The organism is Streptomyces sp. NPDC126503, from assembly GCF_040302405.1.
In the GTDB taxonomy this organism is placed as follows: Bacteria; Actinomycetota; Actinomycetes; order Streptomycetales; family Streptomycetaceae; genus Streptomyces; species Streptomyces gulbargensis.
Map to the genome: position 1 here is coordinate 159,426 of NZ_JBEORS010000007.1, position 18,968 is coordinate 178,393.

Genomic DNA, 18,968 nt, shown 5'->3' on the forward strand with positions numbered 1-18,968 from the left:
GGCTTCGGGCCCCCCGGACCGCCCGGGACGGCGGCCCCGGAGATCGGCCCGGGCAAACGGCTCGTCGCCGGCCGGGGGCCTGTGCCAGGCTGGGATCATGATCGACGACCCGGTCGGGCAGGCCCGCCGCCTCGCGGGCGCCCGCTTCCCCGACGCCCTGTCCGTGATCCTCGCCGGATCGGCCTCCGCCGGCCGGGCCACGGCCACCAGCGACCTGGACCTGGCGGTGCTGGTGGAGGAGGGCGGGGAGACGTACCGGGAGACGATCCGGTTCGAGGGACGGCTCGTGGAGCTGTTCGTGCACACACGGACCGGGCTCGCGGAGCTGTTCGCGGCGGACGTGGAGTCGCGGCGCGGGACGCTGCAGAGCATGTACGCGGACGGCGCGGTCCTCGTCGACCGGGACGGTGCGGCGCGGGCCGCGCGCGCGTTCGCCGTGGCGGATCTTCTCGCCGGGCCCCGCGCGCTCGCCCCTGACATGGTCGAGACGAAGCGGTACGGCCTGTCGGACGCCCTGGACGACCTCGGTGACGCGCGCGACCGCTTCGAGCGGCTCGCGGTCGCGGAGGTCGTTCTCGGCGGTGCCGCCGATCTGCTGTCCGACCACCGCGGGGCGTGGCTCGGCGCCGGCAAGTGGCGGCCCCGGAGGCTGCTGGCGGCCGACCCGAAGCTGGGCGGCGCGCTTCTCGACGGTCATGCCCGGCTGTGCGCCGCGGACGACCCTGCGCCGCTGGCCGCCGCGGCCACCGATGTCCTCGCGCTGGTCGGCGGCCCGCTGCGTGAGGGCTACCGCCGTACGTGGCACGTCTCCCCCGGCGCCGTGACCGCCGCACGCCGCTGAGCGCTCCGGGGCCGCGCTCCGGTCAGATGCCGGGGCCGTACCCGGGATCGGGCTCCTGGCGCGGATGCCACACCAGGGTCAGGCCCCACAGGCCGAGGGCGAGCGCCGCCATACAGACGAGCCCTGCGGCCCAGCCCGGCAGCCGCCGCCGGGCCGCCGTCCAGATGAGCGGCGGCAGGGCGGAACCGGCGAGCAGGACGAGCGGCAGTTCGAAGAGGATGACGCTCCAGTCCCGCGCGTGGGACTCGAAACCGCCCTCGATGCTGTACGCGGCCCGGGGCAGCGCGACGGCCGACGCGGCCGCCAGGCCGACGACCGCCCAGGCGCAGCCGGCGGAACTCTCGGCCAGGGTGCCGTCCTCGTCGTCCAAAGGGTCGTGCGGGCCGTCGATGAGGGGGTCGCCCGGGTGGTCGCTCACGCCGTGAAGGGACGCGGGCCGGGGCCCGGCGGTTCCCCCGCCGGGCCCCGGCCCGCGTGGTGGTCACAGGTACGGGCGGGTGAGGAGTTCGATGGCGTGGCCGGCCGGATCCTTGAAGTAGACGCCCCGGCCGCCGTGTCCGGTGTTGGTCTCGCCGGGCCGGGTCATCTGCGGGTCGGCCCAGTGCTCGACGCCTCGCTCGCGGAGGCGGGCGTAGGCGCGGTCGAAGAGATCATCGTCGACGAGGAAGGCGTAGTGCTGCATCTGGACCTCCTCGACGGGCGGTTCGGCGAACTGCAGCAGCGTGCCGTCGTCCAGCTGGACGTTGAGGAACGGACCCCAGGAGGGGGCGGCGGGGCGTTCGAGGAGGTCGCGGAAGAAGCGGGCGGACTCCTCACGGTTCTTGGACACGATGATGGTGTGGTCGAAGGACACGGGCACAGGGGGGCCTTTCGTTCGGAGGTGGGGTCCGACGGGCCAGGGGGCCGCGTCGGTCGCGCGGGCCGGACGGCCGCGCGCCGCGCGTCGGGGCCCCACGGGCCGGAGTGGACGGCACGGGGCGGACGTACGGGCGCGCGCCGGTGGCTCAGGGCGCGGGGGCGTGGGTGGGACGGGGGCGCGGTGCGCGGGACGCGAGCGTTCCGGGACGAGGCCGCGCGGGCGAGGGGAAGGGCCACGGGGCGCACGGGGGAGCGCCGTTCGGGCGGGAGGCGCCCCGGGACGGGCGCGGTGCGTCGCTCCGGCGCGGGCCGGACGGGACGTCGAGTTCGTGGACTGTCACCAAGGTGGATCCCTGGGTTCCGCGCCTCCATGCCCTCGGCGGTCTCTTTGCCGGGTGCACCGCGACGCTGTCGGCGTTTCTATCCTTGATCAGTACGCCTGTCAATCCCGGGGTGTGTGCGGGGAGTCGAACACCACAGATCCTCACCCACGGTCGGACCCGCCCCGTGGGATACGTTCCCATGTCATGAACAGGAACGCATTAAGGGACGGAGCGCTCGGCGGACGCGAACGGACCGTGCGCGTCGGCGAACTGGAGTTGTGGGCCGAGGAGTTCGGGAACCCGTCGCACCCGGCCGTCCTGCTGGTGATGGGCGCGCAGGCGCAGGGCACCCAGTGGAACGACGGCATCGTCCGGCGTCTGGTGGACGGGGGCCGCAGGGTCGTCCGGTACGACCACCGCGACACCGGGCGCTCGTCCACGGTGGACTACGCCTCCCGGCCCTACACGGTCGCGGACATGGCCCTGGACGCGCCGGCCGTCCTGGACGCGTTCGGCATCGGGCGGGCGCATCTGGTGGGCGCCTCCCTCGGCGGGGTGATCGCCCAGCGGCTCGCCGTGACGCGGCCGGAACGGGTCCTGAGCCTGACGAGCCTCTCCTCCCAGCCGCTCGGCACGAACACCTCGGAGCAGGTCCGGCGCGCACTCGCGGGCGAGCCACCGCTCGACGGTGAACTGCCGCCGCCGAGGCCGGAGTTGCTGGCGGTGCTCGCGTCGACGCTGCCGGATCCCGAGCTGTCCCGTGAGGCGTACGCCGTCTCGCGGCTGCCGCTCTGGCGGGTGCTGCACGGGCCGGTGCTGCCGTTCGACGAGCGGGAGTACCGGGCGATGGAGGAGCGGGTGCACGCGCGGGCGCGGGATCTGCGGGCAGGGCTGAACCACACGCTCGCCGGGGCCGCGCCGGAGGAACTGACCGTACGGGACCTGGCACGGATTTCCGCCCCGACACTGGTGCTGCACGGCACGGAGGACCCCATGTACCCGCTGCCGCACGCCGAGGCGACGGCCGCGGCGATCCCCGGGGCCCGGCTCGTGGTGGTCGAGGGCCTCGGGCACAGCCTGCCGGCGGCCCTGGACGGCCGCCTGGCCGACGAGATCCTGCGCCACACGGCCGCCGCCTGAGCCGACGGCCGCCCGGCGCCGCACGGGCGGCCGGGCGGGACATCCGGCGCGGTACGACGGGGTCCGCCCCGTGTCCGTACGGCGCCGGGTGTGGTGACGGGTGCGTCCGCGGGCCCGCGCCCGTCAGGGGCGGGCGGGGGCGAGCCGGTCCGCGATCTCCTCGGCGGTCAGGACGAGCGCGAAACCCTTCCGCAGGACGGCGAGTTCATGCTCCTGCCGCGCCTCGTCGTCGGTGGCGGTGACGTCGGAACCGAACACGACCTGGTAGCCGCGCTCGTAGGCCTGACGGGCCGTGGTGCCGCAGCAGTAGTTGGTGAGCGTCCCGGTGACGACGACCGTGTCCCGGCCGAGATTGCGCAGCACCGTGTCGAGCGGGGTGTCGTGGAACGCGCCGTACGAGGGCTTGCGGATCAGGACCTCGTCGGGACGGCGGCCCAGGGGGCCCCACACCTCGGACTCGCCGGGGCGGCGCCAGTCGGTGTCGGCGTGGGGCAGGTGGGCCAGGGCCTTCGGCCGGTCCAGGCCGAGATGCGTGTCGTCGAAGAGGGTCCAGATCACCGGGACGCCCGCGGTCCTGCACACCTCCACCAGCCGCCCCAGTCGCGGTGCCATGCGGGTCGCGGCGGGCACCCAGAAGGGACTCCAGCCAGGCCGGACGAACTCGTCCTGCATGTCGACGACCAGGAGCGCGGAGCGCTCGGCCCGCACCTCGAACGTCGCCCGGCCGTGTTCGTACGCCTCACAGGCCCGCGCGGTCACCCATTCCTCGGTGTACGTCATCCCGCCTCCTCATCTCGGGCCGGGGCACCGTGACGGCGCGGCCCGGCATACGGGATACCTCGATTCGAGGTACCTCGATTCGATGTGGCAGGCTAGCAGCATGCTCGAACTGGCGATTCTGGGTTTTCTGGCCGAAGGGCCCCTGCACGGCTACGAGTTGCGGCGGAAGCTCGCGGGGCTGTCCGGCCACGTCCGGCCGGTCAGCGACGGCAGTCTCTACCCGGCGCTCAACCGGCTGGTGAAGGCCGGGCTGCTGGATCGCCGGGCGGAACCGGGCGCCTCGGCCGCCCATCGGCACACCCTGAGCCTGACCGCCGCCGGACGCGCCGAACTTCTGCGCCGGCTCAGGGACGCGGACGGCCTGGACATCAGCGACAGCAGCCGTTTCTTCACCGTCCTGGCCTTCCTCTCCCACCTCCCCGACGTGGCCGAGCAGCACGCGGTGCTGCGCCGGCGCCTGGAGTTCCTGCGGCAGGAGACCAGCTTCTTCCACGACGGCGACCGCCCCCTGCGCGCCGAGGACACCACCGACCCCTACCACCGGGGCATGCTCCTCATCGCCCGCGCGACCAGCCGGGCGGAACGGTCCTGGCTGCGGGAGGTACTGGGCTGAGGGGACCGGGTGGCTCCCCGCTCTAGCCCTTCCGCCGGGCCTTGGCCGCCTTGCGGGCCTCCGCCGTCCTGCGGGCCTCCGCGGCGCGGCGGGACTCGTTGCGGGCGCGGCCGGGGCGGCCCGGGACGGTGCCGATGCCGCGGAAGGCGGCGCCGCCGCGCCGGGCGCGTTCCGGGGTGGCGGGGGCCGCGCCGGGGACGGGTTCGCCCGGCGGGGTGCGGGCGCCGGTGATGCGGGCGAGCGCGGACTCGCCGGAGCGGACCGGGGTGACGCGGGCGCGGACACCCGCGTCCGCCAGCAGCCCGGCCAGGTCCTTGCGCTGCTCGGGGAGGGCCAGGGTGACGACCGTGCCCGAGCGGCCGGCGCGGGCGGTGCGGCCGGCGCGGTGCAGGTAGTCCTTGGGGTCGGTGGGCGGGTCGACGTTGACGACGAGGTCGATGTCCTCGACGTGGAGGCCGCGCGCGGCCACGTCGGTGGCGACGAGGACCGTGACGGCTCCGGTCCTGAAGCGCTCCAGGGTGTCGGTGCGCTGCGGCTGCGACTTGCCCCCGTGCAGGGCCGCGGCCCGGATGCCGCTGCCCGCGAGGTGCCGGGTGAAGCGGTCGACGGAGTGCTTGGTGTGGAGGAACATGATCACCCGGCCGTCGCGGGCGGCGATCTCCGTGGCGGCGGCGAACTTGTCGGGCGCCCGGACCTCCAGGACGTGGTGCTCCATCGTGTCGACGGCCCCGGCCGACGGGTCGACCGAGTGGACCACCGGGTCGTCCAGGTAACGGTGGACGAGCAGGTCCACGTCCTCGTCGAGCGTGGCGGAGAACAGCATGCGCTGTCCGCGGGACGGCACCAGGTCGAGCAGTTCGGTGACCTGCGGCAGGAAGCCCAGGTCCGCCATGCGGTCGGCCTCGTCCAGGACGGTGACCTCCACCCGGTCGAGGTGGCAGTCCCGCCGTCCGACGAGGTCCGCGAGGCGGCCGGGGGTGGCGACGAGCACCTCCGCGCCGGCCCGCAGAGCGGTGGCCTGGCGGCCGATCGGCAGTCCGCCGACGACGGCGGCGAGACGCAGCCCGAGCGCCGTGGCGTACGGGGTGAGCGCCTCGGTCACCTGCTGGGCCAGCTCACGGGTGGGGACGAGGACCAGGGCCCGGGGCCGCTTGGCGTCGGCGCGGCGGCCCGCGGTGCGCGCCAGCAGCGGAAGGCCGAAGGCGAGCGTCTTGCCCGAGCCGGTCCGGCCACGGCCCAGGACGTCGCGTCCGGCGAGGGCGCTGGGGAGGGTGGCGGCCTGGATCGGGAAGGGGCGCGTGACGCCCTGCTCGGCGAGCGCCGTCAGGAGGGCGGCGGGCAGGCCCGCATCCTCGAAGGTCTCGGCCGCCGGCAGCGCGGCCGCCGGCTCCGGCCGCTCCTCCCCCGGGGTGGCGGCGGAGGCGGCGGGCGGGGCCGGACGACGGGCGTCGCCGGTGGGGGCCGAGCGGTTCATGGGGGCCTTCCTGTCGGACCCGGTGGACGGCGGTGTCTCCGCCACGATCCGAGCCCTTGAATCATACGAAAACCGGACCCCGGGCGGGCGGGAGCGCCTGGGAACGGGCCGCGGCTGTCGGCGGTGATGTCTCCCCCGTTGTTCCCGTCCCCCGCTCGCCGGGGGCGGGACGGGCGTACGAGAAGGCGCGGGAGTGCCGCTGCGGGCCGTGACCCGGGTCCTCCTCCCCCCACACACAGCGCACGGCGCGCCCCCCCCCGCACCGGGTGGGGGCGCGCCGTGGCGGGAGGCGCTACTTCTTGTGGCCGGCGAGCCAGGCGCGGAAGTCGTCGATCTCGGCCTGCTGGGCGCTGATGGCCGTCCTCGCGGCCTCGCGCAGCTCCGGGTGGGCCGCGCGGGCCTGGGCCTCGAGGGACTGCACGATGCCGGCCGAGTGGTGGGGGATCACGCGGCGTACGAAGGCGGTGTCGAACCCCTTCCCGGCGGGCGTGCGGCGCAGCTCCTCGACGCGGGCACGCGTGTCGCTCGCCAGCGCGTCGATCTCCTCGCGCGCCTCCTCAGGCGCCTTATCCCGTGCCTGCTTCGGCGTGAGTCCGTACCACTGGTGCAGGCGGCGGGTGAGCTCCACCAGCTGGAGCCGCTGGCCCGCGAGGATGTCCTCGGCAGCGGCGCGGACGCGGGCGTCGGCGCCGCGTCGCAGTTCCAGCTCCGCCATCTCGACGGCGCTCCGGTGGTGCGGGATGATCGCGGCCAGGTAGGTGATCTCGAGCTCCTTGCCCGAGAGTTCGGCGAGTTCCTCGCCCAGTTCGTACGCGGCCGGGGACGTCGCCAGCGGCTTCAGGCCCTGCGACGCCGTGTTCGCCGTGCCCTGGGGCGCCGGGTCGGCGGCGGCGAGCGAGGCCGGGGCGAGGGCGAGGGAGAGCGCGGTGGCGACGACCGCGACGGCGGCGCGGCGCCGCGTGGGGTGCTTGGTCAAGGGTCCTCCAGGGGACGACGGGCGGGATGGATCCGACAGTGACGTGTGGCCGCGCGCCGCACGCCGAAAACTCGGCCGAACGGATGCCACTCGATCACCTCGGTTCCTCCCCCGTCCGGCGGCCCCCGGGTGGGGGACGGCCGCCGGGGGAGGACCGGCTCCCGGCCCGGCCCCGGAGCCCGTGAGGGGTCAGTCGTTCATGTCCCGCTCGAAGTCCTGCTCGCAGGCCTGGCGTTCGCTCTGCGTCGTGGCGTCCCGGACGCACTCGTCGAAGTTCTTGTACTCGTTCGAGCCGAGGACGGACGCGCCGATCGCGAGGATCACGACGGAGACGATCACGGCCAGCGCGCCCAGCACCGCGCCGACGACCGACATCTTGCCGTGCGGCGCCCGGCCGCCTCTCGCCCTGCGTGCGCCGATGATGCCGAGGACGACGGCGGCCAGGCCCAGCACGATGCCGCCGAAGACGGTCCAGAAGAGGACGAGCGCCACGATGCCGAGGACCAGCGCGGCGATGGCCATGCCGTTGGTGTGCTTCGTGCCTCCGGAGTGCTGGGCGTGGTCGTGGGGCTGGGTGGGCGAGGAGAAGGACAACGTCATCACGCTCGTCTCTGGGGTCGGTGCCAACGATTCGTCGTACGGCCCCTCTTGCCCCGAAGTGGCCGGGCAACGCCTTGCCGGTTCACACGCCGTACCGCCGGCCTCCCCACCGGCGCGCGGCGTGCGGGGCACGGCCCGCCGTGCCCCGTGCGGTCACAGGAAGCGGCGGATGGGCAGGACCGCCGCCTCCTGGGCGCGGTGGAAGACGGATCGTTTCTTCCAGCGCCCGGCGCGGATCCGCTCGCAGGCCTGAAGGTCCTCGTCGAAGTGACCGTCCAGGGTGGCGGTGAAGTCCTCGTCGAGGACGGCCAGCATGACCTCCTCGTCGTGGTCGAGCGAGCGGCGGTTGAAGTTGGTCGACCCGACCAGCGCGGCCACCCCGTCCACCGTGATGATCTTGGCGTGCATCATCGTCGGCTGGTACTCGAAGATCCGGACGCCGCACGCGAGGAGGTCCTCGTAGAAGCGCCGTCCCGCGAGCTGGCAGACCCGCTTGTCGGTGTGCGGTCCCGGCAGCAGGATCTCCACGTCGACGCCCCGGCGGGCCGTCGCGCACAGCAGGTCGACGAAGTAGGTGTCGGGCGCGAAGTAGGCGGTGGCGAGGCGGAAGCGGTGCTCGGCGGATTCGAGCATGACCCGGATGAGGGTCTGCATGTCCTGCCAGCCCAGGCTGGCCGAGCCGCGGACCACCTGCACGACGGCATCGCCCTGCGGCTCGTGCTCGGTGAAGCGGTCGCGCGTGTCGAACAGGACGTCGTGGCATTCCGCCCAGTTCTGCGCGAAGGCGGCCGCGATGCCGTCCACCGCCGGGCCCCGCACCTGGACGTGCGTGTCGCGCCACTCGCTCTCGTCGCGGGCGTCGCCGCACCACTCCTCCGCTATGCCGACCCCGCCGGTGTAGGCCACGGACTCGTCCACGATCAGCGCCTTGCGGTGGCAGCGGTGGTTCTGCTTCAGCGGGGAGAGGAGCAGGGGTTTGCGGAACCACGCGACCTCGGCGCCGGCCCGGTCCATGAGGTCCAGCAGGTCCTGCTCGATGAGCCGGCTGCCGAACCCGTCCAGGAGCAGGCGCACCCGCACACCGCTGCGGGCCCGGTCGGCCAGCGCCTCGGCGAACTGCCGGGCTATGTCGCCCCGCCAGTACACGAACGTCATCATGTCCACCGTGTGCCGGGCCGTGCGGATGCTGTCGAGCATCGCCGGGAAGATCTCGTCGCCGTTGCGCAGGGCGCGCAGCGCGTTCCCCTCGGTGGCGGCGATGCCGATCAGGCGCTCCAGGCGCCGCCGCATCCGCTGGGCGCGCCCGGCCAGGGAGGCCGGGGCGGCGTCGGTCTCGGCGGTCGCGTCCGGTGTGCTGGATGTACTGGTCATGGCTACCCCTGCCGGTCGGAGGAGGTCGCCCCGTACGTCCGGCTACCGTCGGGGCGAGCCGACTGTACCGACCCCCCGGTCCCGGCTCCACGCCTGCCACCAGCCCCTTTCCGCGGGCCGCCCGGGTAAACCGCCGGACACGGGCGCGCCGGGCGTCCGCCGGGCCCGGTGCCGGTCCGCCCGGGACGTCGGTCCGACGGGGACATCAGTCCGCCCGGGACGTCAGCGTGCCGAGGAAGCGGATGTGGGGAGGACCCGCCGGATCGGGCCGGGTGACGGCCGCGCGGACGCCGTACACGTCGGCGATCAGTGCCTCCGTGAGGACGTGGGCCGGTTCACCGGAGGCCACCACCCGGCCCTCCTTCAGGACGACGAGCCGGTCGCAGTACAGGGCGGCCAGGTTCAGGTCGTGCAGGGCGATCACGCTGGTCAGCCGCAGGCTCGCGACCAGGGACAACAGGTCGAGCTGGTGCTGGATGTCCAGGTGGTTGGTGGGTTCGTCGAGCAGCAGCTCGCGGGGGTCCTGAGCGAGGGCCCGGGCGATCTGGACGCGCTGGCGCTCGCCGCCCGAGAGGGTGCGCCAGCTCCGGTGGGCCCGGTCGGTCAGCCCCGTACGGGCGAGGGCGGACCGTACGGCCTCCTCGTCGGCGGAGGAGGCGGGCGTCCACGCGCGGCGGTGGGGCACCCGGCCGAGCCGGACGATGTCGGCGACCGTCAGGTCGACCTGGGTGTCGGCGTGCTGCTCGACGGTGGCCAGGCGCCGGGCGACGGTCCGGCGGCCGATTCCGGCGAGCGGCCGGCCGTCCAGGGTGACGACGCCGGTGTCCGGGGCGAGGACCCCGGCGAGGAGGCGCAGCAGGGTGGACTTGCCCGAGCCGTTGGGTCCGAGGAGGCCGGTGACCGTGCCGGGGCGCGGGGTGAGGCTGACGCCGTCGAGGACGAGGGTCCCGCCGGCGGTGCGCGAGACGCGCGCGGCCCGTAGCCCCTCCCCCGCCCGGGCGGGCGCGGTCACCGGCCGCTCCCGGCGCTCCGGGTGCGGTACAGGACGAGGACGAAGGCCGGGACGCCGATCAGCGAGGTGACCACGCCGACGGGGACCTCCTGGGGTTCGAGGACGGTACGGGCGAGGGTGTCGGCCCAGACGAGGAAGACCGCGCCGGCGAGGGCCGTCACGGGCAGCAGACGGGCGTGGCCGGGGCCGGCGAGCGCGCGGGCCGCGTGCGGCAGGACGAGGCCGACGAAACCGATGGCGCCGGCCGCGGAGACGAGGACGGCGGTGAGCAGGGCGGTGACGGTGAGGAGGACGAGACGGGTGCGGGTGACGGCGACGCCGAGGGCCGCGGCGGCGTCCTCGCCGAAGGCGAAGGCGTCGAGGGTCCGCGCGTGACCGCCGCAGAGCAGCAGGGCGGCGGCCAGCACCGCGCCGCAGACGGCGACGTCCGTCCAGCTCGCGCCGGCGAGCGAGCCGAGCAGCCAGAAGAGGACCCCGCGGGTGGTCTCCGCGTCGGCCGCGGTCATCACCACGAAGGAGGTGAGGGCGGAGAACAGCTGCATGGCGGCGACACCGGCGAGCACCACCCGGTCGGTCGACCCGCCGAGGGTGTGGCTGAGCAGGAGCACGAGGGCGAAGGAACTGACCGCGCCCACGAAGGCGCCTCCGGTGACGGAGAGTGCGCCCCCGCCGGCGCCGAGGACGACCACCGCGACCGCTCCGGTCGAGGCTCCGGAGGAGACCCCGAGCACGAACGGGTCGGCGAGCGGGTTGCGCAGGAGCGACTGCATCACGACCCCGCAGACGGCCAGCCCCGCGCCGCACACGGCGGCGAGGAGGGTACGGGGCAGGCGCAGGTTCCACACGATGCCGTCGCGGATCGGGGAGAGTTCGGTGGCGCCCGCGCCGAGGTGGGCGGCCACGGTGGACCAGACGTCGCCGACGCGGATGTCGGCGGGGCCGACGGTGATCGCGGCGGCGGCGGAGAGGCAGAGCAGCGCGAGCCCGGCGGCCCCGGCGAGCGGCAGGGTCCAGCGGCGGCCGCGGAAGGCCGCCGCCGCCCGGCCGGGTATCGAGGCCGGTGTCCGGGCGGGAGGGGCCGTCATCGGGCGAGTCCGTACGTCCGCAGGGCCGCGGCCACCTTCTCGACGCCCTCGACGGTCCGGATGGTCGGGTTCATCGCCTGGCCGCTGAGGAGCACGTACCGCTTGTGCTTCACGGCGGTCATGTTCCGGGTGGCGGGGTGGGACTCCAGGAACTCGATCTTCTTGGCGGCGCTCTCGGCCGACTGCGCCCGCCGGGTCAGGTCGGCGATCACGAGGACGTCGGGGTCCCGGTCGGCGACCGTCTCCCAGTTGATCTGCGGCCACTCCTCGCGGGTGTCGTCGAAGACGTTCTTCACGCCGAGCGTCTCGCTGACGATGCCGGGCGCCCCGCAGCAGCCGGCCATGTAGGGGGCCTCGGCGTCGGAGAACCAGTACAGGACCGAGGCGTCGGAGAAGTCGTCGCCGGCGGTGGCCTTCGCGACCCGGGCCCGGAGCTGCGCGACGAGCTTCTCCCCGCGCTCCGGGACGCCGAAGATCCGCGCAAGGTCGCGCACTTCGCCGTACACGGCGTCCATGGTCAGCGGCCGGGTGCGGACGCCGTCGCCGTCGCCGCTGTTGTCCTTGCCGGCGCAGTCGGACGGGGAGACGTACGCGGGCACGCCGAGCTTCTCGAAGCGCTCCCGGGGGGCCACGCCGCCCGTGCCGACGGTGTGGAGGAAGGAGGCGGTGACGAGGTCGGGTTCGGTGTCGAGGACCTTCTCGAAGGAGGGGTACCGGTCGGCGAGCCGGGGCACCTTCGCGTTCTCCTTCTCCAGTTGCTTCAGGACCGGGTCGGTCCAGGTCGCGGTGCCCACCATGCGGTCGGCCAGGCCGAGGGAGAGCAGGATCTCCGCCGATCCCTGGTCGAGGGCGGCGGCCCGGCGCGGTGCCCGGGCGACGGTGAGCGCGCGCCCGCAGTTGTCGAGGGTGACGGGATACCCGGAGGCGGCGCCCTTCGCGGGTGCGGGTGCCGGTCCCCCTCCCCCGCAGCCGGCGGCGAGCAGGGCGCCGGCGAGAAGCAGCGCGGCGGTACGGGCGGGGCGGGCGAGCGGCACGGAAGCGTCCTTAGCGGCCACGGCTCATACGCGGAGCCTGTCGTACGGTGCTCCCCGGGCGACGGTACGACGCCGGGGCCGCCAGCAGGTCTTCGGACTCGGGGTCGTCCGGACGGAACGCCTTCCCGGGCCTGTCGTACCGCCCAGTGGCCGATGCTCCGCCCGTCACCCTCACCGCTGCGCGTCAGTTCCGGATTCCCACCGGATTCCCTGACTCGTCGCGTACGGGACGTACACGCGGAGTGCGACTGGCCCGGGCAAATTACCACAGGGGGTGCACGGGCAACCCGGCGGGCGGAAGGGGCGTCCTTCCGGACAGGAAGCGTCGGCCGGACGGCGCGTACGGTCACACGGAAGCAGGACAGCGATGAGCGACAAGGCCCGCATTCTCTTCGACGCGCTCGATCTCGACCACGACGGCACCCTGACGCGGATGGAGGTGATGCGCGCGCTGCGCGAGAAGGGGCCGACCCTCGCGGCGCAGGGCGTGATCCCGCTCTGGGGCATCGGGGACGTCGACGCCTCGGCCGCCCTCTTCGACGCGGCCGACCAGAACGGCGACTGCGTGCTGACCTTCGAGGAGTTCGCGACCTGGGCGGACCGCCGGTTCGGCTGGTGACGAAGGCCCGGTGAGGCGGGCCCGGTGACGCGGGGCGGGCAGCGCCCGCGTCCACGGCGCCCGGCGCGGCGGAGGGTGACCAGAACAGGGCACTCCCTCACGTTCTGTGTTTCGGTGGGAGACGGGGACCCACGAGCGTCGAGGAGTGCCATGCGGGTAGCGGTCATCGGGCAGGGGTACGTCGGCCTGACGGGCGCGGTGGCGCTCGCGCGGCACGGGCACCGGGTGGTCGGTGTGGAGCAGGACGGGGAGCGGCTCTCGCGGCTGCGGGCCGGGGAGCCGGCGGTGTACGAGCCGGGGCTCGCGGAGCATCTGGCGTCGGTCCTGCGGACGGGACGGCTGGATTTCGTGGGGTGCCTGGAGGAGACGACGGCCGCCGATCCGGTGGACGCGGTGCTGCTGAGCGTGGGGACGCCGCCCGCGCCCGACGGCACGGCCAACCTCTCCCACGTCCGCGAGGCGGTGCGGCAGGCCGCCCTGCTGGAGGGGTCGCCGCTGGTGGTGCTCAAGTCGACGGTGCCGCCCGGCACGAGCGACGCACTCCTGGCGGAGCACCCTCACCTGCGCGAGCGGTTCGTGTACAACCCCGAGTTCCTCAACCAGGGCCGGGCCCTGGACGACTGGCAGGCCCCGGCCCGTACCGTCGTGGGCACGCACGCTCCCGCGGCGCTCGCGCGGTGCCGTGAGCTCTACGCGTGGGTGAGCTGCCCGTGGGTGACGACGACCCCGGCGAGCGCGGAGATGATCAAGTACGCGAGCAACGCCTTCCTGGCGGCGAAGATCAGCTTCGCCAACGAGGTGGCCGGGCTCTGCGCCGACGGGGACCTCGACATCGACGACGTGATCCTCGGGGTCGGCCTGGACCCCCGGATCGGTCCCGCCCTGCTCACGCCCGGGACGGGATTCGGTGACTCCTGCCTGCCGAAGGACACCGTCGCGCTCGCGCACTGGGCCCGGGAGCGGAACATCGACACCCCGCTCCTGGACGCCACGATCGAGACCAACGTCCGCCGGCCGGGGCTGCTCGTGCGGACGCTCCTGGAGAGCGCCGGGGGTCGTCTGAACGGTCTGCACGTGGCCGTGCTCGGGCTGCGGTACGAGCCGTGGAGCGACGACCTGCGGGCCGCGCCGAGCCGGGCGGTGATCCCGCTGCTGCACGAGCACGACGCGGTGGTACGGGTCTGGGACCCGGCGATGACGGCCGAGGACCTGCGCCGCGCCGCGCCGCGCGGGGTGGCGCACCCCTCCCTGGTGTCGGCGGTGACCGGCGCGCACGCGGTGCTCGTGCTGACCGCGTGGCCGGAGCTGACGGGCGCCGACTGGGAGGAGCTGGTGCCCCGGATGGCGGAGCCGCGGATCGTCCTCGACGCCAAGAACTGCCTGCCCGCCCCGGTCCTGCACCGCACGCCCGCGCTCTACCGGAGCGTCGGCAACCGCCGCCCGTCGCGGCAGGACCCGGCCCCCGAACCCGCCGCCTGAGCGGGGGCGCGGGGGCTACGGGCCCCGTACGGTGACGCTCCCGTCAGGCCCGGGCGTCCTCGCGGAGCAGGTCCGCGCACTTCTCGCCGATCATCATCGTGGTGATGCACGGGTTGACGGTCACGAGGTCCGGCATCACGGAGCCGTCCGCGACGCGCAGGCCGCGGACGCCCTTGACGCGCAGGCGGGCGTCGAGCGGCGCCGTCGGGTCGTCGTCCGCGCCCATCTTCACCGTGCAGGCCGGGTGGTAGACGGTGTTGTGCGTCTTGTGGATGTAGTCGAGCAGCTCGTCGTCGGTACGGACCTCGGGCCCGGGGGCGAGCTCGGCGCCCGCCCAGCCGGCGAGCGCGGGCTGTGCGGCGATGCGGCGCGCCAGCTTGAGGCCGTAGGTCATCACCCGGACGTCGTGCTCGTGGGTGAAGTAGCGGGGGTCGACCTTCGGCTTGTCGCGGTAGTCGCGGGTGCGGAGCCGGACGGTGCCGCGCGACTTGGCGCGGGTGACGTTGGGGGTCAGGCAGAAGGCGTTCTCGGAGGTGGGGTAACCGTGCCGGGCGGTGTTCATGTCGAAGGGCACGGAGCCGTAGTGGAACATCAGGTCGGGGCGGTCGAGTCCCGGCTCGGTGTCGTAGAAGATGCCGGCCTCCCACCACTGGCTGGAGGTGGTGGTCATGGGCTGCTTCGCCTCCCACATGATCACGCCCTCCGGGTGGTCCTGGAGGTTCTCGCCGACTCCGAGCGCGTCGACGCGGACGTCGACGCCGACCTCGCGCAGGTGCTCCGCCGGGCCGATGCCGGAGAGCATCAGGAGCTTCGGGGTGTCGATGGAGCCGCAGGAGACGACGACCTCGCGGCGGGCGCGGACCGTGCGGCTGTGGATCATGTCCGGGTCGAGGTACTCGGCTCCGGTGCAGCGGTCCCCGTCGAAGAGGAGCCGCTTGGCCCGGACCCCGGTGCGTACCTCCAGGTTGGGGCGCTTGCCCATGACGGGGTGCAGGTAGGCGACCGACGACGACTGGCGGATGTTGTTCTCGTCGGAGTTGATCTGGAACCAGTTCGCGCCCCGCACCACGGTCCGGCCGGTGTTGAAGGGGGTGGTGGGGATGCCCGCCTGTGCGCAGGCCTCCAGCAGGGCGGTGCCGCAGGGGTCGCCGCCCTTGAGGGTGCGCAGTTTCACGGGGCCGGTGCGGCCGTGGTGATCGCCGGGCGCGTCGTTGTTCTCCAGGCGCCGGTAGAGCGGGAAGAGGTCCGCCGCGCTCCAGCCGGTGCAGCCGGCCGCGGCCCAGTCGTCCAGGTCCTCGGCGGGGGCCCAGAAGGCGATGCACGAGTTGTGGGAGGAGCAGCCGCCGAGGACCTTGGCGCGGGCGTGGCGCATGAAGCTGTTGCCGCTGGCCTGGGGTTCGACGGGGTAGTCCCAGTCGTAGCCGGATTCGAGGAGGCCCATCCAGCGTTCCAGCTTCAGGACGTTGTCGTCGCCGACGTCGCTGGGGCCGGCCTCCAGGACGCAGACCGACACGGACGGGTCCTCGCTCAGCCGGGCGGCGACGACGTTGCCCGCCGTGCCGCCGCCGACCACCACGTAGTCGAACGTCTCGTGGGTGCCGTGGGTCTCGGGGGTGCGGGTGGTGTCGGTCATCGGGCGACGGCTTCCTTCGGTGCGGCGGGCTGTTCGGGGGCCGCCGGGGCGGCGTGTTCGGCGAGGACTCCGGTGCGGTGCCGCTGCACGAACCAGTAGTAGGTGAATCCGCCGAGCGCGATGGCGCCGACGAAGAGGACGGCACCCCAGCGCAGGTACCAGTGGTGGGGGGCGGTGGCGTTGTAGACGGCGGCGCGCGGCCAGATGAGGTTGAGGGTCATGCCCGCGCCCCACAGCACGGCGAGGATGTTGACGGGCAGGCCCCAGCGGCCGAGGGAGAACTTGCCCTCGGCGGGCTTCCAGCGGCCGCGCAGCCGGGCGACCAGCATGGGTCCCGTGACCAGCAGGTAGGCGAGGTAGATCATGATGATGCCGATGCTGGTGACGACGGTGAAGATCTGCGGCTGACGGATGTTGACCAGCAGGATGGCCAGCGCCAGGACGCCGATGATCACGGTCGGCAGGACGGGGGTGCCGAAGCGGGGGCTGACCTTCGACAGCCGGGACGCGCCGGGCAGGTTGTTGTCCCGGGCCATCGCGAAGGCGAGGCGGACGGCGGCGGTGTGGACGGCGAGCGCGCAGACGGTGACGGCGATGAGGACGCACCAGAGCATCGCCTTGCCGGCCGTCGGGCCGAGCACGTCGAGGACGACGTACTGGAGGCCGTCGGTGGAGATCTTCCCGCCCCTGAGGCTGGAGACGCTCATGAGGGCGAGGATGAGGATGAGGCCGCCCAGGACGAAGGAGGCGACGATCGCGCGGAGGATGGCGCGCGGCGCGTTGCGCGAGGGGTCGAGGGACTCCTCGCCGAGCGAGGCGGCCGTGTCGAAGCCGTACATCACGTACGCCGAGGCGAGGGAGGCGACGAGGAACGCGCCGAGGTAGCCGAAGGGCTGGCCCGTGCCGGTGCCGGCGGTGTCGGTCACGACCTCGGGGCCGCGCACGACGTTGACGGCGAGGAGGACGATGAGGACGACGGTGGCGATCAGTTCGAGGAAGACGCCGGCGGTGTTGATCCGTGCCATCAGCTTCACGCCGAAGGCGTTGACGAGCGTGGTGAAGAGGATCAGCACGGCGGCGAGGAGGACCGCGTTGGTCGCCGTGTCGTAGGGCCCCGTCCCGTCCCCGACGATCTGGAAGGCCGAAGAGATCTGAGGGAGGGTCAGCTGGTAGGCGAGGGCGACGGCGGCGATCGACACCACCGAGGCGAGGAGCATCATCCAGCCGGCGAGCCAGCCGATGTGCGGATTGCCCACCTTCTTGGACCAGTTGTAGATGGAGCCCGCCACCGGGTAGCGGGCGGCCAGCTCGGCGAAGCAGAGCGCCACCATGAACTGGCCGGCGAAGACCATCGGCCAGGACCACCAGTAGGCGGGTCCGCCGCTGGCGAACCCGAAGTAGAACAGCTGGAAGGTGCCGGTGAGGATGGAGATGTACGAGATGCCGGCGGCGAAGGTGTGGAAGGTGCCGAGTGTTCTCTTGAGCTCCGGCCGGTAGCCGAACTCGGCGAGCTCGTCGTCGTCACGGGCCACGGCGGGCCCGGGCGGTGCTGCGGTCATGGGTGACTCCTCGACGGTGGGGCGGACTACTCGAACCAGCGCTGCGCGGCCGGCGCGGTGTTGCGCCAGATGTGCTTCGCCTCGCGGTACTCCGCCAGGCCCGCCGGGCCCAGCTCCCGGCCCGTGCCGGACTGCTTGAAGCCGCCCCACTCGGCCTGCGGCACGTACGGGTGGTAGTCGTTGATCCAGACCGTGCCGAGGCGCAGCCGCCGGGCCATCCGGCGGGCGCGGGCCTCGTCGCCGGTCCAGACGGCGCCGGCGAGGCCGTAGATGGTGTCGTTGGCCAGCTCGACCGCGTGGTCCTCGTCACCGTCGCGGAACCGTTCGACGGTGAGGACGGGGCCGAAGGACTCCTCGCGGACGACCTCCATGCCTGCCCGGCACTCGTCCAGCACGGTCGGCAGGTAGTAGAAGCCCCGCTCGAAGTCCGCGCCCTGGGGACGGGCGCCGCCGCAGCGCAGTACCGCGCCCTCGGCGATGCCCTTCTCGACGTACGCCTCGACCTTGGCGCGGTGTTCGGCGGAGATGAGCGGCCCGGTCCTGGCGGCCTCGTCGAAGGGGCCGCCGAGGCGGATGTCGCCCGCCCTGCGCACGAGTTCGTCCACGAACCGGTCGTGGATCCGGTCCTCCACGAGGAGGCGGGCCCCGGCCGAGCAGACCTGCCCTGAGTGGAGGAAGACCGCGGTGAGCGCCATGTCGACGGCGGCGTCGAAGTCGGCGTCCGCGAAGACGATGTTCGGGTTCTTGCCGCCCAGTTCGAGGGCGACCTTCTTCACGGTGGCGGCGGCGGCCGCCATCAGCCGGCGGCCGGTCCGCACCCCGCCGGTGAAGGAGAGCAGGTCGACGTCGGGGTGTTCGGCCAGCGGCGCGCCCGCCTCGGGGCCCGCGCCGAGCACCAGGTTGGCGACGCCGTCGGGGAGCCCCGCCTCGGCGAGCAGGCGCATGAGGTGGAGGGCGGTGTGCGGGGTGAGTTCACTGGGCTTGAGGACGAAGGTGTTGCCGGCGGCGAGGGCCGGGGCCACCTTCCAGGCCGTCTGGAGCAGGGGGTAGTTCCAGGGGGTGATCAGCGCGCAGACGCCGACCGGCTCGTACACCACGGTGCTCTCCGCCGTGGGGGTGCCGGTCTCCACGACCCGGCCCGTCTCGGTGCCGGCGAGCCGCCCGAAGTAGCGGAAGCAGGCGATGACGTCGTCGATGTCGTACGCGCTCTCCACCAGGCGCTTGCCGGTGTCGAGGGACTCGGCGCGGGCCAGTGCGTCCTTGTCGCGCTCCAGCAGACCGGCGACGCGCAGCAGCAGGTCGCCCCGCTCGGCGGCCGGGGTGGTGGGCCACGGTCCCTCGTCGAAGGCGCGGCGGGCGGCCGCGACGGCCTCGACGGTGTCCTTGCCGCCGGCCTCGTCGACGACCGCGACGAGGCTTCCGTCGGCGGGGCACCGGATCTCCCGGGTCCGGCCGTCGAGCGCGGACCGCCAGGCTCCGCCGATGAAGAGTTCGGGCATGCTTCTCGTTCCTCCTGGTCAGCGCCCTTGCGGCGCGTCCTTGCGGACGGGTGCCTCACCCGGCGTTCGCGT

Annotated in this window: 18 protein-coding genes and 1 riboswitch; of the genes, 5 read left to right on the forward strand and 13 right to left on the reverse strand. The window is 73.8% G+C overall.

The annotated features are described in order from the left end of the window. The first annotated feature begins 97 nt into the window (after positions 1-97). Positions 98-841: a nucleotidyltransferase domain-containing protein gene (locus ABTY40_RS12200; RefSeq protein ID WP_352059450.1), complete on the forward strand. Its 744-nt coding sequence runs from the start codon at positions 98-100 to the stop codon at positions 839-841. Between the two features lie 22 nt (positions 842-863). On the opposite strand, the gene ABTY40_RS12205 is transcribed toward ABTY40_RS12200, so the two are convergent. Continuing rightward, the gene (locus tag ABTY40_RS12205; protein ID WP_352059451.1) at positions 864-1,259 is read right to left on the reverse strand and encodes a hypothetical protein; all 396 of its coding nucleotides are present in this window, start codon (positions 1,257-1,259) and stop codon (positions 864-866) included. 63 nt (positions 1,260-1,322) lie between these two features. Beyond that, positions 1,323-1,700: a VOC family protein gene (locus ABTY40_RS12210; protein ID WP_352059452.1), complete on the reverse strand. Its 378-nt coding sequence runs from the start codon at positions 1,698-1,700 to the stop codon at positions 1,323-1,325. Positions 1,701-2,226: 526 nt separating this feature from the next. Between ABTY40_RS12210 and ABTY40_RS12215 the strand changes: the two genes are divergently transcribed. After that, positions 2,227-3,162, forward strand: coding sequence for an alpha/beta fold hydrolase (locus tag ABTY40_RS12215; RefSeq protein WP_352059453.1), 936 nt, complete (start codon positions 2,227-2,229; stop codon positions 3,160-3,162). A gap of 123 nt (positions 3,163-3,285) precedes the next feature. Here ABTY40_RS12215 and ABTY40_RS12220 read toward each other — a convergent pair whose 3' ends face one another. After that, positions 3,286-3,942: a cysteine hydrolase family protein gene (locus ABTY40_RS12220; protein WP_352059454.1), complete on the reverse strand. Its 657-nt coding sequence runs from the start codon at positions 3,940-3,942 to the stop codon at positions 3,286-3,288. 100 nt (positions 3,943-4,042) lie between these two features. Between ABTY40_RS12220 and ABTY40_RS12225 the strand changes: the two genes are divergently transcribed. Then, positions 4,043-4,555: a PadR family transcriptional regulator gene (locus tag ABTY40_RS12225; protein WP_352059455.1), complete on the forward strand. Its 513-nt coding sequence runs from the start codon at positions 4,043-4,045 to the stop codon at positions 4,553-4,555. Positions 4,556-4,577: 22 nt separating this feature from the next. On the opposite strand, the gene ABTY40_RS12230 is transcribed toward ABTY40_RS12225, so the two are convergent. From ABTY40_RS12230 to ABTY40_RS12260, 7 genes are all read right to left on the reverse strand, one after another. Next, positions 4,578-6,029: a DEAD/DEAH box helicase gene (locus ABTY40_RS12230; protein ID WP_352059456.1), complete on the reverse strand. Its 1,452-nt coding sequence runs from the start codon at positions 6,027-6,029 to the stop codon at positions 4,578-4,580. 292 nt (positions 6,030-6,321) lie between these two features. Next, positions 6,322-7,005, reverse strand: a complete 684-nt coding sequence (locus ABTY40_RS12235; protein ID WP_352059457.1) for a DUF305 domain-containing protein — start codon at positions 7,003-7,005, stop codon at positions 6,322-6,324. A gap of 189 nt (positions 7,006-7,194) precedes the next feature. Beyond that, positions 7,195-7,605 carry a DUF4190 domain-containing protein gene (locus ABTY40_RS12240; RefSeq protein ID WP_352059458.1) on the reverse strand — a complete coding sequence of 137 codons (411 nt, stop codon included), beginning with the start codon at positions 7,603-7,605 and terminating at the stop codon, positions 7,195-7,197. 153 nt (positions 7,606-7,758) lie between these two features. Further along, on the reverse strand, positions 7,759-8,976 hold the full coding sequence (locus tag ABTY40_RS12245) for a phospholipase D-like domain-containing protein (protein WP_352059459.1): 1,218 nt from the start codon (positions 8,974-8,976) through the stop codon (positions 7,759-7,761). A 205-nt stretch (positions 8,977-9,181) separates the two neighbouring features. Then, entirely contained in the window at positions 9,182-9,988 is an 807-nt protein-coding gene (locus tag ABTY40_RS12250) for an ABC transporter ATP-binding protein (RefSeq protein WP_352059460.1), read from the reverse strand. Then, a complete protein-coding gene (locus ABTY40_RS12255; protein ID WP_352059461.1) occupies positions 9,985-11,073 on the reverse strand; it encodes a FecCD family ABC transporter permease in 1,089 nt (362 codons plus the stop codon). Before ABTY40_RS12255 ends, ABTY40_RS12250 begins: the two co-directional genes overlap by 4 nt. Beyond that, entirely contained in the window at positions 11,070-12,107 is a 1,038-nt protein-coding gene (locus tag ABTY40_RS12260; protein ID WP_352059462.1) for an ABC transporter substrate-binding protein, read from the reverse strand. The genes ABTY40_RS12255 and ABTY40_RS12260 overlap by 4 nt, the downstream gene beginning before the upstream one ends. A 66-nt stretch (positions 12,108-12,173) precedes the next feature. Then, positions 12,174-12,375: riboswitch (cobalamin riboswitch) on the reverse strand. A gap of 99 nt (positions 12,376-12,474) precedes the next feature. On the opposite strand from ABTY40_RS12260, the gene ABTY40_RS12265 reads away from it, so the two are divergent. Both ABTY40_RS12265 and ABTY40_RS12270 read left to right on the forward strand, forming a co-directional pair. Next, the gene (locus tag ABTY40_RS12265; RefSeq protein ID WP_352059463.1) at positions 12,475-12,726 is read left to right on the forward strand and encodes an EF-hand domain-containing protein; all 252 of its coding nucleotides are present in this window, start codon (positions 12,475-12,477) and stop codon (positions 12,724-12,726) included. A gap of 150 nt (positions 12,727-12,876) precedes the next feature. Beyond that, positions 12,877-14,205, forward strand: a complete 1,329-nt coding sequence (locus ABTY40_RS12270; RefSeq protein ID WP_352059465.1) for a UDP-glucose dehydrogenase family protein — start codon at positions 12,877-12,879, stop codon at positions 14,203-14,205. A gap of 43 nt (positions 14,206-14,248) precedes the next feature. On the opposite strand, the gene ABTY40_RS12275 is transcribed toward ABTY40_RS12270, so the two are convergent. Genes ABTY40_RS12275 through ABTY40_RS12285 form a run of 3 tightly spaced genes read right to left on the reverse strand, consistent with a single transcriptional unit; the run spans position 14,249 to position 18,896 of the window. After that, a complete protein-coding gene (locus ABTY40_RS12275) occupies positions 14,249-15,838 on the reverse strand; it encodes a GMC family oxidoreductase (RefSeq protein WP_352059466.1) in 1,590 nt (529 codons plus the stop codon). Further along, positions 15,835-17,397, reverse strand: coding sequence for an APC family permease (locus ABTY40_RS12280; RefSeq protein WP_352059467.1), 1,563 nt, complete (start codon positions 17,395-17,397; stop codon positions 15,835-15,837). The genes ABTY40_RS12275 and ABTY40_RS12280 overlap by 4 nt, the downstream gene beginning before the upstream one ends. A gap of 26 nt (positions 17,398-17,423) precedes the next feature. Then, entirely contained in the window at positions 17,424-18,896 is a 1,473-nt protein-coding gene (locus tag ABTY40_RS12285; RefSeq protein WP_352059468.1) for an aldehyde dehydrogenase family protein, read from the reverse strand. Positions 18,897-18,968 lie beyond the last annotated feature (72 nt).

Coding starts and splice junctions, on each gene's coding strand:
- ABTY40_RS12200 (WP_352059450.1), top strand. CDS start 98: ATGATCGACGACCCGGTCGGGCAGGCCCGCCGCCTCGCGGGCGCCCGC.
- ABTY40_RS12215 (WP_352059453.1), top strand. CDS start 2,227: ATGAACAGGAACGCATTAAGGGACGGAGCGCTCGGCGGACGCGAACGG.
- ABTY40_RS12220 (WP_352059454.1), bottom strand. CDS start 3,942: ATGACGTACACCGAGGAATGGGTGACCGCGCGGGCCTGTGAGGCGTAC.
- ABTY40_RS12225 (WP_352059455.1), top strand. CDS start 4,043: ATGCTCGAACTGGCGATTCTGGGTTTTCTGGCCGAAGGGCCCCTGCAC.
- ABTY40_RS12230 (WP_352059456.1), bottom strand. CDS start 6,029: ATGAACCGCTCGGCCCCCACCGGCGACGCCCGTCGTCCGGCCCCGCCC.
- ABTY40_RS12240 (WP_352059458.1), bottom strand. CDS start 7,605: ATGACGTTGTCCTTCTCCTCGCCCACCCAGCCCCACGACCACGCCCAG.
- ABTY40_RS12245 (WP_352059459.1), bottom strand. CDS start 8,976: ATGACCAGTACATCCAGCACACCGGACGCGACCGCCGAGACCGACGCC.
- ABTY40_RS12255 (WP_352059461.1), bottom strand. CDS start 11,073: ATGACGGCCCCTCCCGCCCGGACACCGGCCTCGATACCCGGCCGGGCG.
- ABTY40_RS12265 (WP_352059463.1), top strand. CDS start 12,475: ATGAGCGACAAGGCCCGCATTCTCTTCGACGCGCTCGATCTCGACCAC.
- ABTY40_RS12270 (WP_352059465.1), top strand. CDS start 12,877: ATGCGGGTAGCGGTCATCGGGCAGGGGTACGTCGGCCTGACGGGCGCG.
- ABTY40_RS12275 (WP_352059466.1), bottom strand. CDS start 15,838: ATGACCGACACCACCCGCACCCCCGAGACCCACGGCACCCACGAGACG.
- ABTY40_RS12280 (WP_352059467.1), bottom strand. CDS start 17,397: ATGACCGCAGCACCGCCCGGGCCCGCCGTGGCCCGTGACGACGACGAG.
- ABTY40_RS12285 (WP_352059468.1), bottom strand. CDS start 18,896: ATGCCCGAACTCTTCATCGGCGGAGCCTGGCGGTCCGCGCTCGACGGC.